Here is a 25,763-nt window from a genome sequence, read left to right as displayed (position 1 = left end):
GCTATTCAGGTTGTCACATTCGAGTCATATTGTTGTCATATGCTCGAGGTTTATCGAATGACAAGGTAAAGGTCAACAACCGGGCAAGACATGAACTATTCCACGACCGTGCACGCTAAGAATTTCAACTTCCGCAATCTGCGGACCTTGATGGCCAAGGCCTCGCCCCGGCGGGCGGCCGACGAACTGGCCGGCCTGGCCGCGGATTCCGATCTCGAGCGGGCGGTCGCCCAGCGGCTATTGGCCGAAGTGCCGCTAAAGACTTTTATTGAGGAGCCGCTGATCGCGCCGGAACACGACGAGGTTTCCCGGCTGATCCTGGACCGGCATGATGATGAGGCCTTTGCTCCCGTCGCGTCCTTGAGCGTCGGGGCATTTCGCGATTGGCTGCTGGCGGACCGTGGCAATTTGTCGGCGCTGGCGGCCGGGCTGACGCCGGAGATGGTCGCTGCGGTCAGCAAGATTTTGCGCAATCAGGACCTGATCGCCGTGGCGCGCCGCTGCCGGGTGGTCACCCGCTTCCGCGACACGATCGGCCTGCCCGGGCGCCTTGCCACGCGCCTGCAGCCGAATCATCCCACGGACGATCCGCGCGGCATCGCCGCCAGCATCCTGGACGGCTTGCTCTACGGCAGCGGCGACGCCGTTATCGGCATCAACCCCGCGACCGATCATCTCGACAATGTCCATACGCTGCTGAACCTGCTCGACGAGATCATCAGCCGTCATGAAATCCCGACACAGTCCTGTGTGCTGTCCCATGTCACCACCAGCATGGAACTGATGCGGCGCGGTGCGCCGGTCGACCTGGTGTTCCAATCCATCGCCGGCACCGAAGCGGCCAATCGCGGTTTCGGCATCGATCTGGCTCTGTTGCGGGAAGCCCGGGCCATGGCCGAGTCGCTGGGGCGCGGCGGCCGCCATCTGATGTATTTCGAAACCGGCCAGGGCAGCGCGTTGTCCGCGAACGCTCATCACGGCGTCGATGCCCAGACTTGCGAAGCGCGGGCCTACGCCGTCGCCCGGGAATTTTCGCCGCTGCTGGTCAACACCGTCGTCGGCTTTATCGGCCCCGAGTATCTGTACGACGGCAAGCAGATCATTCGCGCCGGCCTGGAGGATCATTTCTGCGGCAAGCTGCTGGGGCTGCCGATGGGTTGCGATATTTGTTACACGAATCACGCCGAGGCGGACCAGAACGACATGGACAACCTGCTGACCCTGCTCGGCGTTGCCGGATGCAGTTACATCATGGGCGTTCCGGGCGCCGACGATATTATGCTGGCCTATCAGAGCACCTCGTTCCACGATGCCCTGTATCTGCGGCAAGTGCTGGGCCTGAGGCCCGCGCCGGAGTTCGAGGACTGGCTGGAGAGGATGGGCATTTTCGATGGCCGGAACCGCCTGGCGGATGGGCAGGCTGCCACGCCATTGTTGAGTCATTTCCCGGTGCTTTCGGAGGAGCCGACATGAATGATTCCTGGCACACGCTGCGTCGGTATACGCAGGCCAGGATCGCCCAGGGCCGGTCCGGCTGCGGCCTGCCGACCTCGTCCTTGCTCGATTTCCAGCTCGCCCATGCGGCGGCCCGGGATGCGGTGCGCCAGCCCTGGGCGATCGACCGCTGCGTGCGGGCGGTCGAAGCGCTGGGGCTGGAAGCGCTGAGCCTGGCGACGCCGGTCGCCGATCGGGTGCAGTATCTGCAACGGCCCGATCAGGGGCGCCGCCTTGACGAGGCGAGCCGGGAGCGGCTCGAGACCCGCAGTCGCGAGGCGATCGATGTGGCGCTGGTCATCAGTAACGGTCTGTCGTCGACCGCGGTCGACCGCCACGGCCCGGCGCTGCTGAACACGATCGTCGAGGCGTATCGGCGCAACGGTCTGCGGCTCGGTCCGGTCTGCCTGGTGCCCAACGGCCGGGTGGCGCTGGCGGATGAGATCGGCGCATTGCTTGGCGCGCGCCTGGCCGTGATCATCGTCGGCGAGCGCCCCGGACTCAGCGCCGCCGACAGCCTGGGCATCTATTTGACCTACGCACCCCGGATCGGCAATACCGATGCCGAACGCAACTGCATCTCCAATATTCATCCGCCCGAAGGCCTGTCCTGCCAAGATGCAGCGGCGAAACTGGCTCATCTGAGCCAGGAAGCCCTGCGGCGTGGTCTTTCCGGCGTAGGGCTCAAGGATGACATGCCGAAATGGCTGCCTGATTCAACATTCACCTGAGAGCCGGTCTCCCGGCTTCTGGCCGATGGTTTAAGATTCGAGCCCCTGACTTTTGCCGATTGATGAGCGGTGATTTTTCGTCGTGATGTTCAACTATAGCCGTGCCGCTTTCAATGAAGTTACTGGTATTTGTCTGCGGAAATCCTTCGATATTCCTGGTTTCGGCATGATTTTGCGTTTTTAAAAAATTGTAAGTAATCGCTTCCGGGTTCGACTGATGCATTAGAAAAGCGATTTGTCTCTCTATAGCGGTGCATGGGCACGGTCTTAGGATTTAGCTAAAAATGACTTCCTGAAATTAGAACATAGGATGGGTTGAGCAAAACCAGGCGCTCCAGGCGGCGCAGTGAAGCGCATTGCTCGCGAACGATACCCTAAAGGGCACAAGTGCGCCTCCTGTCGTCGGCACATCCTATGCTTAAATTAGGGAAATGATTGACGACCCAATCCTTATTGGCAGTTTTTTAGTAGCGCACTGGCTGAATCCAGTCCGTTTAGTATGCAAAATTAGCGGAACGCAAGTACCGGCTCAGGTCAATCAACAAATGAACGAATGCGATATAGCGGTATGAAGGCGTCAATTGAATGGTTTCGCATCAATACTTTGGATTAGGAAGTGGATTTGGTTTTTCAACGAATATTTTTGTTATGGTGATCATTGAATCATTCATTGATAAAGATGTCTTTGATCTTAAAAATTGATCGTAAAAGTTATGTTGTTAACAACCGTTGCCTTCATGAAAAAAAGCGATGGCTGTGATTTTCGCTGGAAAAGTCGCCGTTGAGTACAGGTTATCGTGCTTAAATTATTAATTAATAAGCATTTTTACATGGATCATAATTATGAAAAAAGTCATGTCTTCTTTGCGTTCATCCGGGGTTACTGGTGCTGGACTAGGTTTTCGGCGAGAGTTCTTGAGTGATCTTGAAAACGAGGTTTCGCCTGTCATTGACTTTTTTGAGGTATCACTGGAAAACTGGATGGATGTCGATGGCAGGCTTGGTATGATTTTTCGGGATTTCACCGAACGGTATACTTTTGTAGCGCATGGTCTTTCGCTGTCTTTGGGCGGTTCGGCTCCGCTGGATGTCGATTTTTTGCGCCGGATGAAAAATTTTCTAGACCAACATCAGTTTGCGTTTTATACGGAACATCTGAGCTTTTGCAGTGATGAAGGTCATTTGTACGATCTTTATTCTATTCCCTTTACCGAAGAGTCCGTGCAATACGTGGCTAACCGGATTCGCTTGGCACAGGACATTCTCGAGCGGCCTATTGCGATTGAAAATGCGGCATATTATGTTAAGCCCCCGTTAGCGGATATGAATGAATTAACCTTCATCAACGCGGTTTTGGAGGAGGCCGACTGCGTTTTTCATCTGGATGTCAATAACGTTTATGTTAACAGCATCAATCATGGCTATGATCCCTACCTGTTTTTGCAAGGCTTGCCCGGCGCACGTATCGTTTATGGCCATATTGCCGGGCACGAAACAGATAGTTCCGGCGCTCTTGTTGATACGCATGGGCAAAAAGTGATCGATCCGGTTTGGAAACTATTGGCTCTGGCTTATGAGTCTTTTGGCGTATTTCCTACCTTATTGGAAAGAGACCTCAATATTCCGCCGCTTGCCGAATTATTGACCGAGGTTGAACAAATCGCCGCGCTACAGGATTTTTATAACAGGGACTTAATAGGCGGTTTGTTAAAAACTGATAACGGAGGATATGCGGCCGAACTTAAACTCCGGTTTCAAGCCTCGCAATGACGTTTTCAATACGTCCGCGCCGCTGGCCCCATTCCCTTGTCAAACGGCTTGTCGGCATGATACATGACGCGGCATGCCCGGTTACTCCGCAACTGATTCATCAACCGCTTGGCCGTCTGGTTAATAAATGCCAACCAGCGGATTGTCTTGCCTGGTTAAGCTGAGGCGCTTCGACGCGGCGACCACGCGAGCATAAAAAATGAATAAATCGAGCGGTATTCAGGCTTTAGGTGTTGAGCTAAGGTTCAGGCTGTTTTTGCAAGGTTGCCAACTTTGCTTGAATACGGTTGCGGACATCATCCGGCATTAAAATATCCTGACAATGCCTATCGATGGCGCCTCAGCATTTGCCTTTACGCCTTATCAATCCAATGAGTTTCCAGACATAATCCGAGTTTCATCCGAGTGCGCGATAATGCAACATATAATTGGTTTATCGTAGCGATATTCAAAATCTTACAACAATCTTCATTGGTCAATCCGTCAACGACGCGCAGTATAAATAAATTAGCCATGGTTTCCGGCAAATGGGTGAGACATTTGTGAAAGACTTGCCGGAATTGCTCTTTCTGGACTAAATCTTCCGCTACCGCACTCAGAACGAACTCTGATTAGCACAATTCAGGTTAATCCGTCTTGAACCGCCAGGTCCGGGTAACGTTTGATGCGAATGTTGATTCCTTGGGCAGCCTTTGCACGGCAGCTAATTAATGGCGATCGAGCTCATGATAGTATAAGGCGTTTATGCGTCCTTTATTTACGCAATCCATTCTGACTGACATTGATTCTTTAAGCTTGAGAATGTTCGGTTTAATCAGGTTGTAAGCAGTGTCAGTCAATGGTGCCGTATAAAGACCAATAATATTTTCTACATATTTTTGTAAGATTTTAATGATTGATGCGACCAATTAAACTGGATTAGCAAATTTTTATTAATGTTATCTTAAGTTCGTCCCAGGTCGATAAATATGCATGCTGATAATGATAGTATCACCCAAAAACAAGCTAAAACGGTCATGCTGGTTGATGATCAGACATTGTATAGGGAAGCCTTGGCCAGCCTGATCATCACATGCCCTCATCTGGATGTAATCTCTCAAGTTGGGTTTAATGAACAAACCTTGGAGACAGCCGGCGATTTGAAACCTGATATCATTTTAGTGGATCCTTGTTACAACCACGAAGATAACATTCCATTCATTCATCGGTTAGTGTCAGGGTGTAAAGAGAGCCATATTTTGTTGATTTCATCGCCTTGCCGCAGCAATGTTTATTTTGATTTTATTCGGGCCGGTGTATCAGGCATTGTATTAAAAACCCAGAGCGCCGGAATTTTGCTCAAGGCAATAGATAGAGTTTTATCCAATGAGTTATGGTTTGATCGAACCTTATTAACTTCCGCCCTGCAAGAAATTGAAAAATCGAATCAGATTGCAGAGTTGCAAGAAAATGGCCTGGCTTGTTTATCGAAACGTGAACGGGAAATCGTTAACCTGGTTGTAAATGGGCTTAATACATTATCGATCGCGAAAACCCTGCATATCAGTGAAAAAACGGTTCGCAATCATATTTACTCGGTCTATGGAAAGCTTGAAGTCAGGGATCGACTGGAGTTGGCCCTTTTTGCAACCCGCAACGGAATCTCTCCGGCATCCTCTCAATAAATAGTTTTATTAAGGGCATGATGTTTGCGCTCTATCGATAATGCATCGCTTGATTCCTGCTATCGATTTCTCTGCTGAATCCTCCTCAATCTCGACTTTTGCTTGCCTGAATAAAACTCAAGTTGTTCTCCAAATCTTCAACTGGCGTTTGAAAAATAGGTGAATAGCACTCAGTACATTAGGTTATCTATCATGAAAATAATGGGTAATCTATCCTAAAAAAAATGAGCCAAATCCCTCAAGACAACGGCTAAACCAAAATGTTAGATTGCTAGTGACCGGAATCAGCTTCACGTTCCGGTCTTAAAAAATCAACAAGAAAAAGCGCTTTTCGGGAATTTGAAAAGCAAATAATTTTATTGAAAAGATTGTGGGGGGAATGTTTATGGCAACAAGACGCGATGTTTTAAAGTTTGGAGCGGCCGGCGCCGGTTATAGTCTTCTGGCGCCTAAAATGAGTAAGGCTGATCTGGTATTTCCCGACGGGTTTATCCCGAGTATCGTGGAAGCGCCCAGTCCACCGGTAAGGCCATTTGTCGTACCGTTGAATGTGATGCCGATAGCCAAAAGCGTGAGTAAGAATTTTTTATCGACCGCGGCGGGTGGCGGAATGGCGCCCGATCCCCAACGTCATCAACGGTATCATGAATTTGAGCCGAAGCAGTTTTACGTCAATTATCTCGAAGAATTCCTGTGGCAGTATCACACGGATTTTCCTTACAATCTGGGATCCTGGTCCTGGGGCTTCCGCGAGCCGGGCATGTCGAAAGGCATAACTCCCGGCATGACCTTTCATTGTAAGTATGGCGACCCGGTATTCGTGCGGCGCATCAATAATTTACCGACGGTAGGCGCGGGAAATGTGCGCTTTGCCCTGCCCAGTCCAACGATACATTTGCATAACGCCCATACGGCGTCGGAAAGCGACGGAATACCACAGGATTATGTCAACCCCGGCGAATTTTGGGATCACCAATACTGCAATTTCCCGGCAGGTTTCGACAAGCGTGAAACCCTGTCCACCCTGTGGTACCACGATCATCGCCTGGATTTTACCGCTCCTAACGTGTATGCGGGTTTGAACGGTTTTTATCTGCTTTTCGATGAAAAGGATGCCAATGATGAGACAAAAAAGGGCACCTTCCGCTTGCCCAGCGGCAAATACGATGTGCCGCTGATTCTGCATGATGTCCAGTTCGACCAGAACGGGCAGGCCGTCTGGGACTTTTTCAATCCCGAGCCGACCGGTAATGACCTGCCCAGCGCGCTGTATACAACGCACGGCATGATAGGCGACCGCTTTACCGTCAACCGGATCATCCAGCCCTATTTCACCGTCGAGGCGCGGAAATACCGTTTCCGTGTTCTGAACGGCGGCCCGTCCAGATTATATGACTTGTATCTGCAAAAAGAAGGCGGCCCGGACAAGGGTGAGCAATTCTTTGTGATTTCAACGGACGGCAACCTGCTTCCCCAGCCGATAGAAACCGACAAGATCAGGCTCGGCGTTGCGGAGCGGCACGACATCATCATCGATTTCTCCAAATACAATCCCGGCGACTCTATCTACCTGGTCAATCGCATGGAAATACGCGAGGATGGCGCGGGTTGGACCGGAAGACAGCTGGACCAGGGCGATCAAATCATGCGTTTCGATGTCGTCGCGGCCACGGGCCCCGATCCCAGCCGCATACCCGACCACATGCGCACGCTTCCGCCCATCAGCATGGGTAATGTCAGAAGGGAACGCCTGTTCGTTTTCGATTACGACAACGGTTTGTGGACGATCAACGGCAAATTGATGGACCCTAACAGACCCGACGCCTTGATCGAACAGGACAGCGCCGAGATCTGGACGTTCAGAAATGCCGGGAACACCTGGATGCATCCTATTCACAGCCACTTCGAAGAGTTCCAGATACTGGAAATAAACGGAAAACCGGTGGATCGCAATGATGTTCGGCATGCCAGAAAAGACGTGGTCATGCTGGGACCTAACGAGGAAGTGAAATTTTACTCGCGCTGGCGGGATTTTCTCGGCAAACACGTCATGCACTGCCACAACGTCGTGCATGAAGATCATGCGATGATGATCCGGTGGGACATTGTACCTCCGGGTGAGGGCGATTAACTATGCCTGTTGTAACTCACAGAATTTGACTCGCACGAGGTATTTATGAATAACAAAAAAGACCAGAAAGTTTCAGCCCATCCGATTTCCAAAATGGAACTCAGAGACCTGCTAGTAAAAGCCCTGTTGCCGCCTCCGACCCAGGGCAGGGGCGGTAATCAGTTTCCTGATGTGGAAGTGACTTCGCACACCGGCAAGGCTTACCGTTTTTACAGTGATCTAATACGCGACAAGGTTGTATTGGTGCAATTCATGTCCATCGACAGCCAAAAGCATTTTCCATCGCTCGAACATATTTCTCAGATAGCCCAGCGCTTGGGGGATAAATTGGGAAAAGAGTTCAGTATCTATTCGATTACCACCGATCCTGAAAAAGATACCGTGGAGAGGCTTGCCGCCTATGCCGGGGAACATGGTATACCGGCGGGATGGCATCTGCTTCGTCCCTCGGAAGATGATTCCAAAACAATCAGCGGCCGGTTTGCCAGGCACCTATCCAGACACCATCACCATGAGGGCATTAATATGCGCATGGTTCACTATGGAAACGGCAGCGTGGGCTTATGGGGCGCTTTTGCCACTGACGCGGACCCGGATATGGCGGTAACGCGCCTGGGCTGGCTGCAAAACGGCAGCCCGGCAGGCAGTGGGATTAAGCGCGCCGGGCCCGTGGACCTGACCCGGCTCAAAAAAGACAAACACAGCAACCGCGATGTTTAAATCATCTTCGTCTTATCAATCCGCGATTCCAGAAGTACTTTAAGGAACGGAGTTCAACTATGTCAGAACAAAAATTCAGTTACAGCCGTCTGCTGTTAGCCATGACGGTTTCCTTAGGCAGTGTTGCCGCGGCGAGCGCCGCGGACTGTCTCATGCCTCAACCGATGCCTCCCGAAGCTCAGGAATCGGTAACGGTAACCGACGGCGTGAAAACAACCACCATTATCACTCCGGAAAATACTATTTTCCCGAGTCAGGACCCTTTCGCCGAGCCGCCGGGAAGCAATCATCTGCCCACCGTCTACAAGAACGTTTGCGATAGCAACGGCGTCGAAGTGCCCAATACCCTGCCGTCCACGCCGGAGCATCCCTATAACCTGCATCCCGATCCTGTCGTTTCCGAAATCGATAAAACCTCGCCTACGGACGACTTGGCCATGGCTTTCAAGAAGATTAAGGACTCGAATGGGTCAAATGCCGCTGCCGTGCAGAAGGCTATCGACGTACTGGAAGGCAATCCGATTCCGGGTCGGAATTATAGCGGCATGCCGATGTTGCATTACAACGGCCCTGATAAAGTAAAGCATGTTCAGCCCATCTTTGAAAATGGCGTCAAAGTTGGCGGTATTGTCGAGATTCATCAAATCTGGTTCGACAGCCATATCGAATCCGACACCAACATGATCGATCCCAGCGATGTGTTGGACGTGCCCTGGACCATACACTATAAAGTCGATACGCTGAACCGCGGACATGAGGATTTCGCGCCCATGGTGATGTATTTCGACGACCCGGCTCTGAGTCCGCCGGGGATGCCACCGATGCCCAATGTCTTGATGGACCAGACATTTTTTCCGATGGAGGACGGCACCCGGACCGAGTATGAAATAAAGATGGCGCCGGGCAAATATTATAATTTGAGCTATCACTGGGGCTGGCGCAGGCATCCGCCAAGGGTTCAGGTTGCCGAAAACGCCCGAAAAATGTTAGCGGGCAAGACATTGGTGCAATGGGAAACCTCTGTTTTCGGCGAACATCCGACGGCGAGCGAAGCGGACAAATTGGCGGCGATCGCTAAAATTGGCGATCTTGCGCCCGCCAAGCGCATGTGGAACACCTTGCGGTCAATTAAATCGAATGGCAGTGCTTCGCCAGAGGATATCGCGGCGCTCGATCGCGCATTCTATCAATGGCAGGACCGGAATAAACTGCCGGACGGCGTAACAGCCGATCCGGATAGCGACTGGACGCTGCTATTCGTCAACAATACTATCTATGGCCAAATGAAGGGTATTACCGATGACAGCGCTGTCATCTATCCCGATTGGAAACTCAGAGGCAAAACAGTAAAAATCAAATTGCTGAACGGGGACCATTTCGACCATGCCTACTTCAATGTCGATTTCGGCGGCAGGCGCGGTTGGGAAAATACCTTCCAGTCCACCGAAGCCATCGGAGGGGCTGGACAATGGTTCACTTTCGGACGCGCTCACTGGTGGGTTAATGCCGGCATGCCCACATCAGGCAAGCCGAGCCTGATAATAACACCGCCCGCAACGGGTTCAGGCGACAGCACTGTCGTCGGCGAGCATAATCTGGTCATGCAAATGAATTTCGAACCTTCGCGGCGCATACGCTGGTATCAATTCGACCCTTTGCATCACGATATTGCGGTGTGGTCGATTCATTAACCGTATGATTTAAAGCTATAACATAACCGTTGGAAATCGGCGGCGCTCTTGTATTGAACAAGGCGCCGCTTATCTGTTTTTATAGGGGGGATAATGCATTTACGATATCAATGGTTTCTTGGAATTGTCTTTTTATGGCTTTATGGGGAAAGCGCATTAGCCGGCGATATCATGCAGGGCTGGATGCTATCCGATCCCAAGCCCATGGCCAGCGAGAACCCGACTCGACAATCCAGCGAAGAGCATGCAAAACCTTCGGTTAAAAACTATACGCGTAGCGAGGCCAGGTACGACATACCTGACTTGCAAATGGTTGATAAGGAAGGCAGCGCTGTCGACCTTCGCCAATTGATCGATTACGGCGGGCCGGTCATGGTACAGTTCATCTTTGCAACCTGTTCCACCATTTGTCCGGTGCTAAGCGCTTCTTTCGCCAGCGCCCAGCCCGAACTGGACGCATTGGCCGGCGATGAATACCGCCTGATTTCCATATCGATCGATCCCGAACAGGATACGCCCGAGAGACTGTTCGAATACGCCAAACGCTTTAAAGCCGGAAAAAACTGGCATTTTCTGACCGGCAGCCGTGACGATGTCTCCAAGATATTGAAAGCCTTCGAAGCCTCTTATACCGGAAATAATAAAATGTACCACAAGTCGCTTACTTTCATGCGCTCCGGGCCCGGTGCCAACTGGATACGAATCGAGGGGCTCCTGGGCAGGAACGATATGGTCATGGAATATAAAAGCCTGATCGGGTTACCCGGCCCGTCTAAGGAACGGGAGTTATAAAATTCACGTTCCTAAAGATTAATGGCCAGTCGTTTTTCGGCATTATTTCTCTATTCAGCAATAACTAAATTAATGGACGCCAGATTGACATCATCCTCGCTCATAAAAAAGGGCTTAAAACTTTTTTTTGTAATTTTATTGCCGCTCGGTGGCTTATGGATTGCGCACCATTATTTTAATGTCTTCCGATTCGATAATTCAGCGATCGGTGAACGGATTTATAATCAAGGCATCGACTCTTCCGGCAAGCCGCTGCAAGGCCAAACCGAGGGCGACATTGAATTTAAAGATGCCCATTTCAATTGCGCTCAATGCCATCGGCGCAGCGGTTACGGTTCCAGTGAAGGCGGCAACTATGTTTTGCCGGTAACCGGCGCCAGCCTTTTCAATCCCCGCCGTTTCGATCGTGCCGATCTGTTCAAAAAATTATTCAAGGAAAGCCAGTCCAAACTCTTTTGGGCAAGAATGCGTTCTTCTTACCAGCGGCCGGCCTATACGGATGAATCCTTAGCGCTTGCCATACGCGAGGGCATCGATCCTTCAGGAAGAAAATTAAGTTCCTTGATGCCGCGTTATAAAATCAACGATCACGATATGGCGGGCTTGACGGCCTATTTAAAGAATCTTTCTTCGCACAACGATCCCGGCGTGGACGAAAACACGATTTATTTCGCGACTGTGGTCAGTCAAAACGCCAATGCCGACAATAAGAACGCGATGCTATCGACCATCGAAAAATTCGTGGAATGGTTGAATCTGGAAACCAAAGGCAATCTGGATCATCCCAATTTTTCGCCGAGTTATCGTTCCGATTTCGCCAAGGCCTTCCGCATCTGGAATCATGAGGTTTGGGAGCTTTCCGATAACCCCGCGGAATGGCCGAAAGAATTGGCGGCGCACTATCAGAAAAAACCGGTATTTGCCTTAATCGGCGGCATGGCGGAAGGCAACTGGGCGCCGATACACGAGTTTTGCGAAAAAAACAGCGTGCCTTGCCTGTTTCCGTTAACCCAGTTACCGCCGGTTGAACAACCGGGCCATTATTCCATTTATTTCAATCAAGGGCTTTTATTGGAAGCCAAAGCGATCGCCAAGTATCTGCTGAAAGAAAAAAAACCGGATCCGGCAGCGCCTATTGCCGTGCTTCATGCGGACGATGCGGAAGGAAGCAAACCGGCGCGGGTTTTTATCCAAACGCTTAGTGCCGACAAGGCGCTCGCCGTTGAAAGCATTCCTGTAAAGGATATGGAAAGTTTTCGGCTTGAATGGACAAAATATATGGAGAGCCACCCCCGGATCGGCAAGGTTGTCGTTTGGCCCGGCAAACTGGGAAGCGCGATTTTAAGCGAACTGGCAGCCCGGGCTCAGACGATAGAGCAAATTTTTCTGCCGTCGGAACTCTTGCAGGCAGATTTGACCAGCGTTTCAAAAGAGCTTGCGCCAAAACTCTATTTCAGCTATCCCTATGAACTGCCCACCGCCTATCATCCACGCGCATTCAGAGTCAGAGCGTGGATGAATACCCGAAGACTGCCAATTTCCAATGCCAGAGTTCAATTCAACACCTACTACGCATTAAATTTATTGCAGTATGGGCTCGAACATGTTGTCGATCATTTTTCGCGCGATTATCTGCTTGAATACATTGAACATGAAGCGGAAAACGCGCTAAATCCCGGCACATTTCCGAGATTAAGTCTTGGCCCCGAGCAACGGTTCGCTTCCAAAGGCGCTTACCTGGTGCAATTGGATGCTTCGGGAATGCAGCCGGTTAAACCTGTCAGCTCCTGGATCGTTCCATAGCAATCAAATGCTCCGAGAGCGCTTCTTGCATTACGCGATCAAAGTCATATTTTTGACGTCTTTAACGTTAAAAAAGGTGTCAAGCCGCCGCATAAATTCAGGGCAAAGGCGAAGACATATCGCTCAATTTTCTCGTCTTAATTTTTTCGTTCTGTAAGCAAATATCTTATTGATCGACTAACAGGCATCATTCATTGTTATGCAAAGGAATCCACGCTTGATTATTCAATTAGAGAGAGCCGGCCGGTTACAAACATCAGTATTAATAAAGCCGTCATTCGAACGGGCAGGGAGCGCATCTTGAAAGCATCAAGAATTGTGTTGCTCTTGGTCATCGCGGCTTTGATGGCGGCTTTTTTCATCTTCGATCTCGGGCAATACCTGACTTTGGAAGCCTTGAAATCGCGGCAGGCGGCCATTGAATCCTACCGCAGTGCCCATCCCGGTTTATCTGTCGTGATTTATGCCTTGCTCTATATCGCCGTTACCGGCCTGTCGCTGCCCGGTGCCACGGTATTGACCCTGGCGGGTGGGGCCGTTTTCGGTTTACTGTGGGGCACGGTGATCGTGTCCTTTGCCTCGAGCATCGGCGCGACGCTGGCTTTTCTGGCCGCGCGGTTTTTGTTCCGGGATGCTGTTAAATCGCGTTTTGGCACCCGTCTGCAAGCGATCGATGAGGGCATTAGCCGCGACGGTCCTTTTTATCTGTTTACCCTGCGCCTGGTGCCGCTTTTCCCGTTCTTCATGATCAATCTGGCGATGGGGTTGACGGCGCTTCGTGGCTGGACATTCTACTGGGTTAGCCAGGTCGGCATGCTGGCCGGGACGCTCGTCTACGTCAATGCCGGTACCCAGTTGGCGAAAATCGAATCGCTGTCCGGTATATTGTCGCCAACCTTGCTGGGCTCATTCGCGTTATTGGGACTGTTTCCGTTGCTGGCCAAAAAAATCGTCGAAACCGTTAAAGCGCTTAAGGTTTACCGTCAATGGCATAAACCCGAACGTTTCGATAATAACCTTATCGTGATCGGTGCCGGTTCCGGCGGACTGGTGACAGCTTATATCGCGGCGGCCGTGAAAGCCAAAGTCACGCTGATCGAAAAGCATAAAATGGGCGGCGATTGCCTGAATACCGGTTGCGTGCCGTCGAAGGCGCTGATCCGTTCGGCCAAATGGCTGTCTCATCTGAAGCGCTCCGAAGAATTCGGCATCAAACAGGCCAGCGCGGAATTCGATTTCGCCGACATCATGGAACGGGTGCAGTCGGTCATTAAAACCGTCGAACCGCACGATTCGATCGAGCGTTACACGGAACTGGGTGTTAATGTCATCGAGGGCGAAGCCAAAATCATGTCGCCCTGGGAAGTCCGGATCAAAACCGCCGATGGCCTTCAAGTCCTGAGCACGCGATCGATTGTCATTGCCGCGGGCGCGCGCCCGTTTGTGCCGCCCATCCCCGGTATTGACACTATCGGCTATGTGACGTCGGATACCATCTGGCATTTGCGGACATTGCCGCAACGCCTGCTGATACTCGGCGGAGGTCCGATCGGCAGCGAACTGACCCAAAGCTTTGCCCGTTTCGGCAGCCAGGTCACCGTGGTCGAAATGGCGCCGCGCCTGCTGATGCGTGAAGACCCCGAAGTATCCGAAGCGGTCATGGCGCGTTTCAAACGGGAAGGCGTCGATTTACGCCTGGAACACACCGCGAGGGAATTTATTGTCGAAAACGGCGAAAAAATCCTGATCGCCGAGTACCAGGGTAAGCCGGTCAAAATTCCGTTCGACCAGGTGTTGGTCGCGATCGGCCGGGCAGCCAATATTAATGGCTACGGCGTCGAAGAATTGGGTATTACCTTGTCGCCTCGGAAAACCATCGCCACCAATGGCTTTCAGGCAACTAATTATCCGAATATCTACGCCGTCGGCGATGTGGCGGGACCTTACCAGTTCACCCATACGGCCGCGCATCAGGCCTGGTATGCCGCCGTCAACGCCTTGTTCGGCCAATTCAAAAAGTTCCGTACCGATTATTCGGTGATTCCCTGGTCGACCTTTACCGAACCTGAAGTGGCTCGGGTTGGCTTGAACGAACAAGATGCCAGAGAACAGGGCATTCCTTATGAGGTCGTGACTTACGGCATCGACGATCTCGACCGAGCCATTGCCGACGGCGAGGCGCACGGCTTTGTCAAAGTCCTGACCCGGCCCGGCAAGGACAAGATTCTCGGCGTTACCATCGTCGGCGAACATGCGGGCGACCTGATCGCCGAGTTCGTCCTGGCGATGAAACATGGTATCGGACTGAACAAAATGTTGGGCACGATCCATATTTATCCGACCTTGGCCGAAGCCAACAAATACGCGGCAGGTGCCTGGAAACGCGCGCATGCGCCGCAAGGCGTGCTGCGCTTGCTGGAACGCTTACACGCGTGGCGGCGCGGGTAACTCAACCGGGAGGTATTGATATGACACTGTTATTGCTGATGATGGCTGTAGGTTTCCTCAGTTTCGCCAATGGCGCCAACGATAACTTTAAAGGCGTCGCGTCCTTGTACGGCAGCGGCGCGGCCACTTACCGCGTGGCTTTGTTCTGGGCCACGTTGACCACTCTGGCGGGTTCACTTTGTGCCTTGTATTTAGCACAAACGCTATTGATTAAGTTTTCCGGCAAAGGCCTGGTCATGGATAACCTGATCCAGTCGATTCCTTTCATTACCGCGGTGGCCGCGGGCGCCGGATTGACTGTGATTCTGGCGACTCGCGTCGGCTTTCCCGTATCCACGACGCATGCCTTGCTCGGGGCCATGGTCGGCAGCGGTTTGCTGGCCTCATGGGGTGAAATGAATCTCACCGCGTTGCAGCATGATTTCGTGCTGCCGTTGCTGTTAAGCCCATTGGTTGCTGTAGTGCTGGCGATGTTTGTCTATCTGGCGTTAAAGCAGGTCCGGCAACGGTTGGGTATAGGCGAGCCGCTCTGTTTATGCGTGGAAAATGAAGCAGCTTTAAACAATGGCGTGGGAGCCATGACCATGGCGCAAAATCCGTCGATTAATCTCAGCATCGACACCGAAGCGGCCTGCGCCGACCGTTATTCGGGCAAGGTGCTGGGCATCAATGCGCAAAGCGTGGTGGATAAACTGCATTTTTTGACTGCGGGTTCCGTCTGTTTTGCCCGCGGCCTTAATGACACGCCCAAAATCGCGGCATTGTTATTGCTGGCGCCCTCGCTAAGCATGCACTGGGTCATCATTTTGGTCGCCGCGATGATGGCTTTAGGCGGTGTCATCAATGCGCGGCGCGTCGCCGAGACCATGAGCCACAAAATCACCGAAATCAGTCACGGGCAAGGTCTGGCCGCCAATTTGACGACCGCCTTGCTGGTGATTTTTGCCAGCCAATTCGGCATGCCCGTTTCCACCACGCATGTGTCGGTGGGCTCGCTGTTCGGTATCGGTCTGACCAACGGCAAGGCGCATCATCGAATGTTTGTATCCATTATATTGTCCTGGCTGTTGACCTTGCCCTGTGCCGCCTTGTGCGCCGCTGCTGTTTACGGCATGACCGGCGCGTTTGGCTGATCTATGAGCGGTCGGTTAATGGCGCGGAATGAGAAGTGCAATTATCCGCATGAGAATTGCTGTGGATAATTATTTAATTGTTTTGCCTTATACTTGGCATTCAATTTTCAACATTGTCTTCATTAGGAATGGATCAAATAATTTTAATAACAACGGGGTTAGTAAGATGACGCATAAATTGTCAACCCCTGATCAATGGTTGGATTTGCATGGGGATATTCTCTATCGCTATGCCTTTGCCCGGGTTCGTGTTCCCGAGATTGCTGAGGATTTGGTGCAGGAAACGCTGCTGGGTGCTCTAAAAGCCAATGCCGGCTACGCCGGAGAAGCATCCGAGCGGACCTGGCTGATCGGCATCCTGAAGCATAAGATAATCGACCATTTTCGAAAAGCCTCCAGGGAAAAGACGCAGGGATTTGCGGATCAATTTTCAGAGGATGCTAACAACGATTATTTTGACCGGCAAGGCGGTTGGCAAATCGATTTATCTTCCTGGTCCAAACCGGATGTCTCGTTGGAGCAGGAGCAATTCATCGACATTTTGCAGCACTGCATCGACCGGTTGCCGACCAAAATGGCTCAATTGTTTATGCTGCGTGAACTGGATGGCATGGCGAGCGAGGATATCTGCAAAATGATGTCCATTTCGACACTCAACAATTTTTGGGTGATTTTGTCGAGAGCGCGGCTTCAATTACGCCATTGTCTTGATCTGAAGTGGTTCAATTAAATAGAGGCTAATGAAATGCTAACCTGTAAAGAAGCCAGTTTCCTGGCTTCAAAAAAACTGGATGGTAAACTCGCTTGGCGTGAGCATTTAGGGCTTTACTTGCATATTTCGCTTTGCAGCCTGTGCCGACGTTATCTTCAGGATGTTAAAAAGCTGCGTTCAATCATGCGGGCAGCCGGAAAATACGATCAACTGCTATTGCCTGAATCGGTCAGGCTTTCCGCACAATCCCGAGAGCGCATTCAACAGGCTTTAAGAAACGTGTTGCAGAAAATGGAGCAATAATACTTACAGTTTTTGCGCTTTTTTATCATGATATTTAGAGTTAGCCGGGCCAGTGTAAAAAATATTTGCCCACGCTTGTAAGTAATCTTGCGTTTAAACGACTCAAAAAAACATGCGATACCCTGTGCCATTTACGGGTTATTGCAGAAATAACCCGATTTATATCCGGAGCCCATATGACCGATGCCGCCATCAGTGAATCTGTTCAAAATTATTACGGGGAGGTGCTTAAATCCAGTCAGGATTTGAAAACCAGCGCCTGTTGCACCGTCGACGCCATGCCCACGCATTTGCGTTCCTATCTCTCCGACCTGCATCCGGAAGTGGTTTCACGCTTTTACGGCTGCGGTTCGCCGCTGCCCCCGGCGCTTGAAGGCCGTACCGTATTGGACCTGGGATGCGGTTCAGGGCGCGATTGTTACTTGTTGTCCCGGTTGGTAGGCGAAACCGGTCGGGTGATCGGTGTCGATATGACACAAGCGCAGCTCGACGTTGCCAGGCGCCATTGCGACTGGCATGCCGAGCGTTATGGCTACGAGCGTTCCAATGTCGAGTTCCTTCAGGGCCAGATCGAGGATCTCGCATCGATCGGCATTGCCGACAATGCCATCGATGTTGTCGTGTCGAACTGCGTTATCAATCTGTCGCCGGATAAAAAACAGGTGTTGGCGGAAATTTTCCGCGTGCTCAAACCCGGCGGCGAACTTTACTTTTCCGATGTCTATGCCGACCGGCGCATTCCGGCTGCGCTCAAACTGGACCCGGTTCTGCTGGGCGAATGCCTGGGCGGCGCTCTGTACTGGGAGGATTTTCGTCGCATCATGCAGGATCTGGGCTGTCCCGATGTCCGTATCGTCAAGGACAACCCGATCGCGCTCGACGATCCGGAAGTCTCGGCAAAAATCGGCATGGTCAATTTTCGTTCGATCACGGTCAGGGCTTTTAAAATGCCGTTGGAAGATCGTTGCGAGGACTTTGGGCAGGTCGCGGTCTATAAAGGCACTTTGTCTGAACAACCCCATTTTTTCGATCTGGATGACCATCATCATTTCGAAACCGGCCGGCCCTTGCGCGTCTGCGGCAATACCGCCGACATGCTCGGTGCCAGTCGCTATGCCGGGCACTTCGACATATGGGGCGATAAATCCACGCATTTCGGCCTGTTCGATTGCGCGCCGCCCAATAAAAGCCTGTCCGTCGAGTCTGGAGCAGCCTGTTGCTGAAGCCCGCGCACGCCCATGGTAGAACCGGTACGGACGGAGCGGTTCAACGGTGTCAACAAAGCCGGAAAAGAGGCTTTAAGTCATCAGGGATAGATTAAATTCTCGGTGGCGAAGCCCATCGATTGCGCCTGGTCGAGCAAGGATTGCAGGATGTCCGGGGCGAGGGTAGGTTCGCGCGCGAGGATCCACAAATAATCAAAACTGTTACCGGCAATCATGGCATAGCCGTAGTTGGCTTTGTCCAGGGCAATGATGTTGTAGCCGCCGTAGAACGGGCCGAAAAACGAGACTTTCAAGCGCCCGACATCCGTCGATTCGATAAAGTAGGCTTTGCCCTCGGCCGATTGGCGCTGCCCCGTGTCGGCGTTGTAACCGCTGTTCAGCACCCGCAACCCGCCATCGTCCCTGAGGCTGTATTCGGCCGTGACGTCGGTGAGACCGCGTTCAAAACTGTGGTCGAGGCGGGCAATTTCGTGCCATTTGCCGAGGTATCGGTTGACTTCGAAACCGGTGACGGGTTTGACGCCATGCGGCAGGCCGGTGCAACCGGAAATCAGGATCAGAAACAGCAATAGTAAATAAGGCATGGTTTAAGCTCCGGGTTTTTGAAGACTCTGAAACAGCGCTTTTGTCTGCCGGCTGCGCAGAGTGTGATCGATGATCGGCGCCGGGTAGTCGCCAGGCTGAGGTTGTCGGTGCCAGTCATGAATGACGGCGGCCGGGAAGGGCCGCAGTTCGGGCAGCCACTGCTTGATGTAAAGGCAGTCGGCATCGAATTTTCGCTGTTGCAGCCAGGGATTGAATAGGCGGAAATACGGTTGCGCATCGCAGCCGGTGGAGGCCGCCCATTGCCAGTTGCCGTTATTGATGCTTGGGTCGTAATCAAGCAGGTGCCGGGCAAAATAGCGCTCGCCCCATCGCCAGTCGACGAGCAGGTCCTTGGCCAGGAACGAGGCGGTCAGCATGCGCACGCGCGTGTGCATCCAGCCGGTTGCGTTCAACTGCCGCATGCCGGCGTCGATAATCGGAAAGCCGGTGCGTCCGCAGGTCCAGGCCTGAAAGTCATCGGGATTATTGCGCCAGGGCAGCGCGTCGTATTGCCGGTGGAAAGCCTGGCCGAAAACATGCGGAAAATGGAAGGCAATATGGGTAAAAAAGTCGCGCCAGTACAGTTGTCTGAGTAATGGGTGCTCCTCGCCCAAAGTTTCCATGATGCCGTAATAAGCCTCCCTGATCGAACAACAGCCGAATTTGAGGTAAGCCGATAAGCCGGTCGTGGCCGCCAGGGCCGGAAAGTCGCGCCGCCCGGCATAGTCGCGGTGTTGATCCATGTCGTCCAATAGCGCCAGGGCGGCTTGGCGTCCGCCGCGTTGCGCATTATGGTGCGGTTTTTTAAGCGTCTGGGCCCAATCGGCATTGCTGTCGATGGCGGTCGAGTTCGCCAGCCGTCCCGGACTCAAGGCGCGAGGCAAGGCGACGGGGAATTGTCGGGCCCGTTTATAAAACGGCGTGAATATCCGGTAGGGCTCTTGATTGTCTTTGCAGACCTGTTCCGGTTCGGTTAATAACAGATCGCTGGCGCTGTAAAAGTCAAGTTCAAGCTGTCGGCAACATTGCTGCAGTTGGGCGTCGCGCTGCAGGCTGAACGGGGTGTAATCGCGATTGACAAACACGGCCTCGATCGACTCCGCGATTTGCAGCCGGCTGATCACGTTTTCAGGCCGGTCATGGAAATAATACAAGGTGCCGGCCTGTTCGGCGATTTGCTCTTGCAAGTCGTCCAGCGCCTGCAGCATGAATTGCAAGGCCGGCTGGCTCTGGTACGGATGCGGTTCGATTTGCCGCGGATCGAAAACAAACGCCGGTATGACCCGTTCGGACTGCGCCAATGCAGCGCTCAGGCCGGTGTTATCGAACAGGCGTAAATCGCGGCGAAAAATGAACAGGGCTTTTTGATATCGTGCCATCTGGAGTCTACAGGTTTTTCAGGATACCAAGGTAGACAGTTTTCAGCTGCATTTCGTGAACTGCCGGAGAAAAATTGTTTTTTACCGGTGAAAATGCCTGTGAATGGATGAGCCACAGGCACGCTGGCATTCAGCCGGACCGGCTATGGACAGGGAGGATAGCTTCATGGCGCGGAACGCGCGTTGACGGGGGCCGGGTCCAGGCGGAGGCAGGCGCCTGGCCGTCCAGGCGTTTACCCGCGCCCGGACGGCCATTGAGGCGTGTTTAGCTTTCTACATAGCGGTCGAAAACCATTTGCAGCATATTCAATTCGCCTTGCTCCGGTTTGCACCAACCTTGAAATTGAAGGTCCTGCAATATTTGTTTGCCCTGCTCATCGTTCTCCATGTCTTGCAGGATAGGGCCTAAAACATCGCCTTCGGCCTGCAGGTAAGGGGCGATGCTGAATAAATGAAAGGTAAAGTTGGTGTCGCTGGCATCCAGTTGCCGTACGTTTTTGCGGCTTAGCGATGACAGGTTCTCGTAGGTTTTTTTCAGTACAAACAAAAGATCGGCCTGTTTCCTGATCAGCATTTGCAGCGCCTTGATTTCGTTGCCGGAAAAATGATAGTTGAATTTTGCCGAATCAACACCGCTTTCATCGCATAAAAACCGGCCCAACAGATAAACGAAACTGGCTTCCGTGGCGGTGACGACATTGGCGGCTTTCATATCGGACAAGGTCCGTTTATCGTCGGAACGGCTGAGTATGACGACTTCATCCGCCTCGGCGATCGGCCGCATCAACGGAATAAAGCCTTTTTTCATCATGGCGCAGGCTTCGAAGGGCTTGCTGAACAAGATATCAGGCGTAATATTTTTAACATCCTGGGCTTGTTCAAAATGGATGACTTTTTGCATGCGCCGTTGCAGATAGGTATTCAATAAATACCAGCCGCTCAATTGGCTGCCGGTCTGCAGACTGGCGACAAAATTCAGTTTTGATTTGTTTGCCGGCGTTTCGCTGTCGGCATCGGCCTTGTGAATATGCGCGGGCGGCGCCGGATCAATCATTTTGGTGCCGGAGGTCTCCTGACCTGTGGCACCTTCGACAAAGCGTCCCAGGCCGGTGATTTTAAACAGCATGCTGACCATTCGGTTGAGATTCTGCACTTGTACGCGCGTGCCGTTATTTTCCCATTCCTCGAAAAGCTTCAGTAATAACGACAAGCCCATGGAATTGACACGTTCAATATTGCTGAAGTCGAGCATGACAGAGGCGTCGGCAGGTATTTCGACGAACACGCTGAAGGCGGGCGTGGCATGCGCGTCGATGGAGCCCGCGCAATCAAAGCGGTATTGGTTGTCGTTCTTGGAAGTCTGTTTGATTGTTAGTGAAGATGAAATTGTCATTATTAGACTCCTACCTTGTTTTCAGCATCGTATTTGCTGTGGTATAGAAACTGAAATCCGGAACTGGTATCCATGTTAACCGGACTGCTCAGATCCCATAATGTGGTGACTTGTGTTTTTTGTTGTGGAAAGATGCGCACTTGAAAATAATCCGACAAACGCCACAGCATATACAGCCCGGCGCCGCCTATGCCGGCTTCAACGCCTGAATCCATGGCATGGGAGATGCTTTTCAGGAATACGGCGGGCGTCAGTGTGCCCCAGTTATCGGTCACCATCAGGCCGATATGTTTATCGGTCAGGACGACATCGATGCGCACTTCTTCATGTTCCGAGAGTTCGCGCGATACGCCTTTTTGATAATAGGGCACGCCTTTGCCGTCGCGTGGCGCCGCATACAGGCTGTTTTCAATCATCTCATCCATGGCCACGACCAGGCTTTCCAGGTGCTCTTCCTGAAGTATTTGCTGGTCGGCCAGCCAGGCCTGTATTTCCTCCATGATAAACAGCTTGTCTTCAGTATGCGTTAATTGAAAATGTTTTTTTAGTGGGGAGGTAGGCAACAAGGTATACAAGTCATCGTTAACCGAATAGTGATGCTGATTCAGCAATTTTTCCCAGCCTATATCCACGCAGATCTTGTTATGGCGCGGCAGGACGCGGCAAATGCCATCCTGGCTGAATCGGGACAGAAGGTCGGCATATTCCTGCTCGGCAAAAAACACCACAAATTCACGGGAAATGCGCGGGATGGGATGATCGCCGCGACGATAGAAGGTATCGGAGAGACGGATGATGTCGCTGGCTTCTTCCGACGAACTGGCTACCGGCATAATGCGGTCACTATGGCTGATCAGCATGATGGTGATGTCGTCGGTAAAGGCTTGTCCGGCGCAATGCTGGTTCAATGCTCCCATCAGGCGGCTGCGTAAAACTTCCGGTTCGGCATCGCCGCACTGGTTAAGAATGTGCTCCAGCCTGTCGTATCCGAAGGCCTCGCCATCCGGCGATTCCTCTTCCACCAGACCGTCGGTAAACATGAAAATCCGGTCGCCCACTTCCATCTGCAATTCAAGGGAAGGCGTGAAATAATCGGAATCGATGCTTTTGCCCAGCGGCAGGCCCGACGCTTCCAGTATTTCCCAGCGTTGCTGCTGGTGCCGCCAGAGATAAGGCAATACATGCCCGGCATTGGCAAAAATCAGTTTGCCGGTAATAGCGTCGAGCGTGACACAGGCCATTGTCATCAATAATGATTGATGCGCCGTGGCCAGCATGGTTTCGTTTAACGATTGCAGAATTTCAGCCGGGTTGCTGACTCCCGTGTGTATCAGGGGATAAACACCGGCCTTCGCGGCACTCACCATGGTGCCGGCCGCAACCCCGTGGCCGCTGACATCACCGACCAGCAACACAGTCTTGTGTCCGTCGACGACATAATAGTCATAATAATCACCGCCTACTTCACTGGATGTCAGCAGGTTGGCTTCTCCCAGGATACCGGGCAATTGGATGGTGGGGCTTGGCAAAATGGAGCGTTGCAATGTCGCCGCAAGGTCGACTTCGCCTTTTAAACGGGCGCTCATCTGTTCCAGTTCGGCGTGTGTCTGATACAGCTGGAGTTCTGCCTGTTTACGCTCGGTAATATCCAGTCCCGTGGCCAGGAACATGATCGGCCGGCGGGATCTTGAGTCATGAACGACCGTCGCGTGCCAAACAACATTGATGGTCTCGCCGCTACGAATCATCATCTGCGTTTCAACTTCATCCGCGAATTCGATGGAACCGTCCATCATGCCGTCAAACAGCTGCCTCAAAACCGCTTGTTCATGCTCTGGAATGAACTGCCCGAAGAAGTCCTTGCCCTTGATTTCCTCTTCTTCCCAACCAACGCTTTGTTCAGCATGATGGTTGAACAAGGTTACTTTGCCTGCCGGATCAAGGCCGATAATCAGCGCTTCCGCCGTGTTGATCACGTTGTCGGCGAAGTTCTTTTCTTCCTGAATTTTAAACGTGGTTTCCTGCAGTTTTACAATCAGAGGCCTGAGTAATACGGAGCCCACCAGCGCCAGGGTACCTAATGCGATAATAAAGATGATGTTTTGCAGACTCATCGTGTTACGCAGTTTGTGTTCGCCCAGCTTTTGATAGGCCGTGGTTGCTTTTTCAATGCCGTCCAGTACGCGTGGCGACAATTCGTTGTGCAGTCTGAACAGGGTCGCCTGATTCAGTGGTTCTTTCCTGGTCGAGGCATTGACTATGGCTTTTGAAGCTTCGAGATAATTGTTAATCCGGCGGCTCAGTTCGATGGGTTCTTCAAAAAATATTGAATTCAGTTCCGCCGGTAATTCACCTTTTTCACGCACCAGTTTGGCGCCCCTGCGCACAAAACGGTCGCCATTTTGCAACGTGGCAAGATTGTCTCTGAGTAGAACCTGATCATTGATAATCTGGCTGCGGATAGCGTTAATCTTACCGGGATCGGTGACGTGGTTGAGTTGCAGGGTTAAAAAGTTGATGTCGCTGACTAAATGGTTTTGATCGCTGCTCAGCCTGACCAAAGCGATATTCCCTTCCTGTTCTAATAAATCCGTGGTCAGAATGAAGTAGGTCAAACAGTTAACTAGCGCCAGAACCGACAAAACGGTGATGTACTGGCTCAGCAAATAAGTGATTATTCGTCGAAAAGTTTGTTGCATAAGGGTTCCTCATTTTTTTATTATTATTTCTTTATCTGTTTTTTTAATGATTTCTAATTAATCCAGACAATGAGTGCCCGACCTCAAAAGACGAGGCAGGTAAATATCCCGGCACACTGGTTTTAACTGGCTATATGCATGTCTCGAGTAAAGGCGACATTCACAAGCCGGTATTTGGCAATAAATATAAGTTATCAATATCATTATATTTATTTTAAAAACATCTGGTTTTCATGCCGATTTGGAGAGGCATCCGGACGGCAAATTTGGATTCAAATTATTAAAAAACAATGTATGCGTGGACCCTTCAATACCACGGAGGCGTTTAAACGCTCATATCCAGACGCTTCCGCACTGATAAAAATCAGACTGTTTCCGGTCTTTAACAAAGCGAATACGGATACTCGCCAAAAAATTCAGCTAAATTGGCATGGGATGCCAGTGATGACAAACCGATGGCGGCTAACTGCTTACCGATAGCATTTAATGCTTAGGGCAGTTTTACGAGCCTATATCGTGTAAAAATGTAACCCTGCATGTCTGGCGCTAGAGCGATTACCATGCAACGCGAATACACAACTCAGACTTCACCCCTCTGCCGGCAATATTGCCGAGCAAAGCAAGGACTTATGTCTGCGTACCCGATGGGGTCAGTCGGTTCGAAAAGCCTTTGAATCAAGTGCTGTTATCTGGCCATGCGGGAATTCCGGTTCCACTAGGCGCTCTGGCATTCTAGAGCCAAAGTTGGCGGTCTGATCCAGCTTGATGAAGACTTTTAAAAATTGTCGGAGTTTATCTCTCTTTTTATTTGAGGCTAATTTGTGAGCAAAACCCTTCTTGTCGAAATGGTTGTGTTTTATTTCACTACTTTAAAGCGTTAGGCAAGCACTTCTGTATTTATCCGCATGCAGGTGGAAGCTTCTTATCAGCGCTTTTTCCGTGTATGGATTGGCTTCGCCTTAACTTTTTGACAGCCCTGTCGGCTCTTAAGCCCGGGACTTAAGACGCATGGATTTAACGGGCTGCGTTTCATGTTGTTGAAACAGAGCATAAACCCAAATGAAGATATTTTCTAAAATGGTTGTTGAG

General features: G+C 51.6%; 19 protein-coding genes. 14 read left to right on the top strand and 5 right to left on the bottom strand.

Going from position 1 to position 25,763, the window contains the following annotated elements; all coding sequences use genetic code 11:
- Window positions 1-90: 90 nt before the first annotated feature.
- The 3 genes from METMA_RS0101105 (at window position 91) to METMA_RS23640 (ending at window position 3,995) form a co-directional block, all read left to right on the top strand.
- Window positions 91-1,473, top strand: a complete 1,383-nt coding sequence (locus METMA_RS0101105; protein ID WP_020157208.1) for an ethanolamine ammonia-lyase subunit EutB — start codon at window positions 91-93, stop codon at window positions 1,471-1,473.
- Window positions 1,470-2,225, top strand: coding sequence for an ethanolamine ammonia-lyase subunit EutC (eutC, locus tag METMA_RS0101100; RefSeq protein ID WP_020157207.1), 756 nt, complete (start codon window positions 1,470-1,472; stop codon window positions 2,223-2,225). Before METMA_RS0101105 ends, eutC begins: the two co-directional genes overlap by 4 nt.
- 843 nt (window positions 2,226-3,068) lie before the next feature.
- Window positions 3,069-3,995 carry an HvfB family MNIO-type RiPP peptide maturase gene (locus tag METMA_RS23640; RefSeq protein WP_232216302.1) on the top strand — a complete coding sequence of 309 codons (927 nt, stop codon included), beginning with the start codon at window positions 3,069-3,071 and terminating at the stop codon, window positions 3,993-3,995.
- A 353-nt stretch (window positions 3,996-4,348) separates the two neighbouring features.
- On the opposite strand, the gene METMA_RS28160 is transcribed toward METMA_RS23640, so the two are convergent.
- Complete coding sequence (locus METMA_RS28160; protein ID WP_408605827.1) at window positions 4,349-4,594, bottom strand: sigma factor-like helix-turn-helix DNA-binding protein; 246 nt, start codon at window positions 4,592-4,594, stop codon at window positions 4,349-4,351.
- Between the two features lie 369 nt (window positions 4,595-4,963).
- Between METMA_RS28160 and METMA_RS0101085 the strand changes: the two genes are divergently transcribed.
- The 11 genes from METMA_RS0101085 (at window position 4,964) to METMA_RS0101035 (ending at window position 18,615) form a co-directional block, all read left to right on the top strand.
- A complete protein-coding gene (locus METMA_RS0101085; RefSeq protein ID WP_020157204.1) occupies window positions 4,964-5,659 on the top strand; it encodes a response regulator transcription factor in 696 nt (231 codons plus the stop codon).
- A 385-nt stretch (window positions 5,660-6,044) separates the two neighbouring features.
- Window positions 6,045-7,790, top strand: a complete 1,746-nt coding sequence (locus METMA_RS0101080) for a multicopper oxidase family protein (RefSeq protein ID WP_156830432.1) — start codon at window positions 6,045-6,047, stop codon at window positions 7,788-7,790.
- 45 nt (window positions 7,791-7,835) lie between these two features.
- Window positions 7,836-8,510, top strand: a complete 675-nt coding sequence (locus METMA_RS25620; protein WP_051114315.1) for an SCO family protein — start codon at window positions 7,836-7,838, stop codon at window positions 8,508-8,510.
- A gap of 59 nt (window positions 8,511-8,569) precedes the next feature.
- Complete coding sequence (locus tag METMA_RS0101070; RefSeq protein ID WP_020157202.1) at window positions 8,570-10,201, top strand: hypothetical protein; 1,632 nt, start codon at window positions 8,570-8,572, stop codon at window positions 10,199-10,201.
- Between the two features lie 93 nt (window positions 10,202-10,294).
- Complete coding sequence (locus METMA_RS0101065) at window positions 10,295-10,993, top strand: SCO family protein (RefSeq protein ID WP_020157201.1); 699 nt, start codon at window positions 10,295-10,297, stop codon at window positions 10,991-10,993.
- A 138-nt stretch (window positions 10,994-11,131) separates the two neighbouring features.
- Window positions 11,132-12,796: a type 1 periplasmic-binding domain-containing protein gene (locus tag METMA_RS0101060; protein WP_232216301.1), complete on the top strand. Its 1,665-nt coding sequence runs from the start codon at window positions 11,132-11,134 to the stop codon at window positions 12,794-12,796.
- A 300-nt stretch (window positions 12,797-13,096) separates the two neighbouring features.
- On the top strand, window positions 13,097-15,244 hold the full coding sequence (locus METMA_RS0101055) for an FAD-dependent oxidoreductase (RefSeq protein WP_027146935.1): 2,148 nt from the start codon (window positions 13,097-13,099) through the stop codon (window positions 15,242-15,244).
- 20 nt (window positions 15,245-15,264) lie between these two features.
- A complete protein-coding gene (locus tag METMA_RS0101050; RefSeq protein ID WP_020157198.1) occupies window positions 15,265-16,377 on the top strand; it encodes an inorganic phosphate transporter in 1,113 nt (370 codons plus the stop codon).
- A 166-nt stretch (window positions 16,378-16,543) separates the two neighbouring features.
- Entirely contained in the window at window positions 16,544-17,107 is a 564-nt protein-coding gene (locus METMA_RS0101045; RefSeq protein WP_020157197.1) for a sigma-70 family RNA polymerase sigma factor, read from the top strand.
- Window positions 17,108-17,122: 15 nt separating this feature from the next.
- Window positions 17,123-17,392: an anti-sigma factor family protein gene (locus METMA_RS27345; RefSeq protein ID WP_020157196.1), complete on the top strand. Its 270-nt coding sequence runs from the start codon at window positions 17,123-17,125 to the stop codon at window positions 17,390-17,392.
- Between the two features lie 176 nt (window positions 17,393-17,568).
- The gene (locus METMA_RS0101035; RefSeq protein WP_020157195.1) at window positions 17,569-18,615 is read left to right on the top strand and encodes a methyltransferase domain-containing protein; all 1,047 of its coding nucleotides are present in this window, start codon (window positions 17,569-17,571) and stop codon (window positions 18,613-18,615) included.
- 83 nt (window positions 18,616-18,698) lie between these two features.
- Here the strand turns inward: METMA_RS0101035 and METMA_RS0101030 are convergent, their stop codons facing one another.
- The 4 genes from METMA_RS0101030 to METMA_RS0101015 all read right to left on the bottom strand — a co-directional run bounded on the left by METMA_RS0101030 (window position 18,699) and on the right by METMA_RS0101015 (window position 24,674).
- Window positions 18,699-19,202 (bottom strand): lipocalin family protein, encoded by a 504-nt coding sequence (locus METMA_RS0101030; RefSeq protein ID WP_020157194.1) that lies wholly within the window; start codon window positions 19,200-19,202, stop codon window positions 18,699-18,701.
- 3 nt (window positions 19,203-19,205) lie between these two features.
- Window positions 19,206-20,582, bottom strand: coding sequence for a cryptochrome/photolyase family protein (locus METMA_RS0101025; RefSeq protein ID WP_020157193.1), 1,377 nt, complete (start codon window positions 20,580-20,582; stop codon window positions 19,206-19,208).
- 265 nt (window positions 20,583-20,847) lie between these two features.
- Window positions 20,848-21,975 (bottom strand): PhnD/SsuA/transferrin family substrate-binding protein, encoded by a 1,128-nt coding sequence (locus METMA_RS0101020; protein WP_020157192.1) that lies wholly within the window; start codon window positions 21,973-21,975, stop codon window positions 20,848-20,850.
- 2 nt (window positions 21,976-21,977) lie between these two features.
- Window positions 21,978-24,674 carry a SpoIIE family protein phosphatase gene (locus METMA_RS0101015; protein WP_020157191.1) on the bottom strand — a complete coding sequence of 899 codons (2,697 nt, stop codon included), beginning with the start codon at window positions 24,672-24,674 and terminating at the stop codon, window positions 21,978-21,980.
- Between the last annotated feature and the right edge of the window lie 1,089 nt (window positions 24,675-25,763).

It is taken from the genome of Methylobacter marinus A45, from assembly GCF_000383855.1.
Classification (GTDB): Bacteria; Pseudomonadota; Gammaproteobacteria; order Methylococcales; family Methylomonadaceae; genus Methylobacter; species Methylobacter marinus.
Note: the sequence above shows the minus strand (reverse complement) of the source record. Positions and strands in the feature narration are given on the sequence as shown.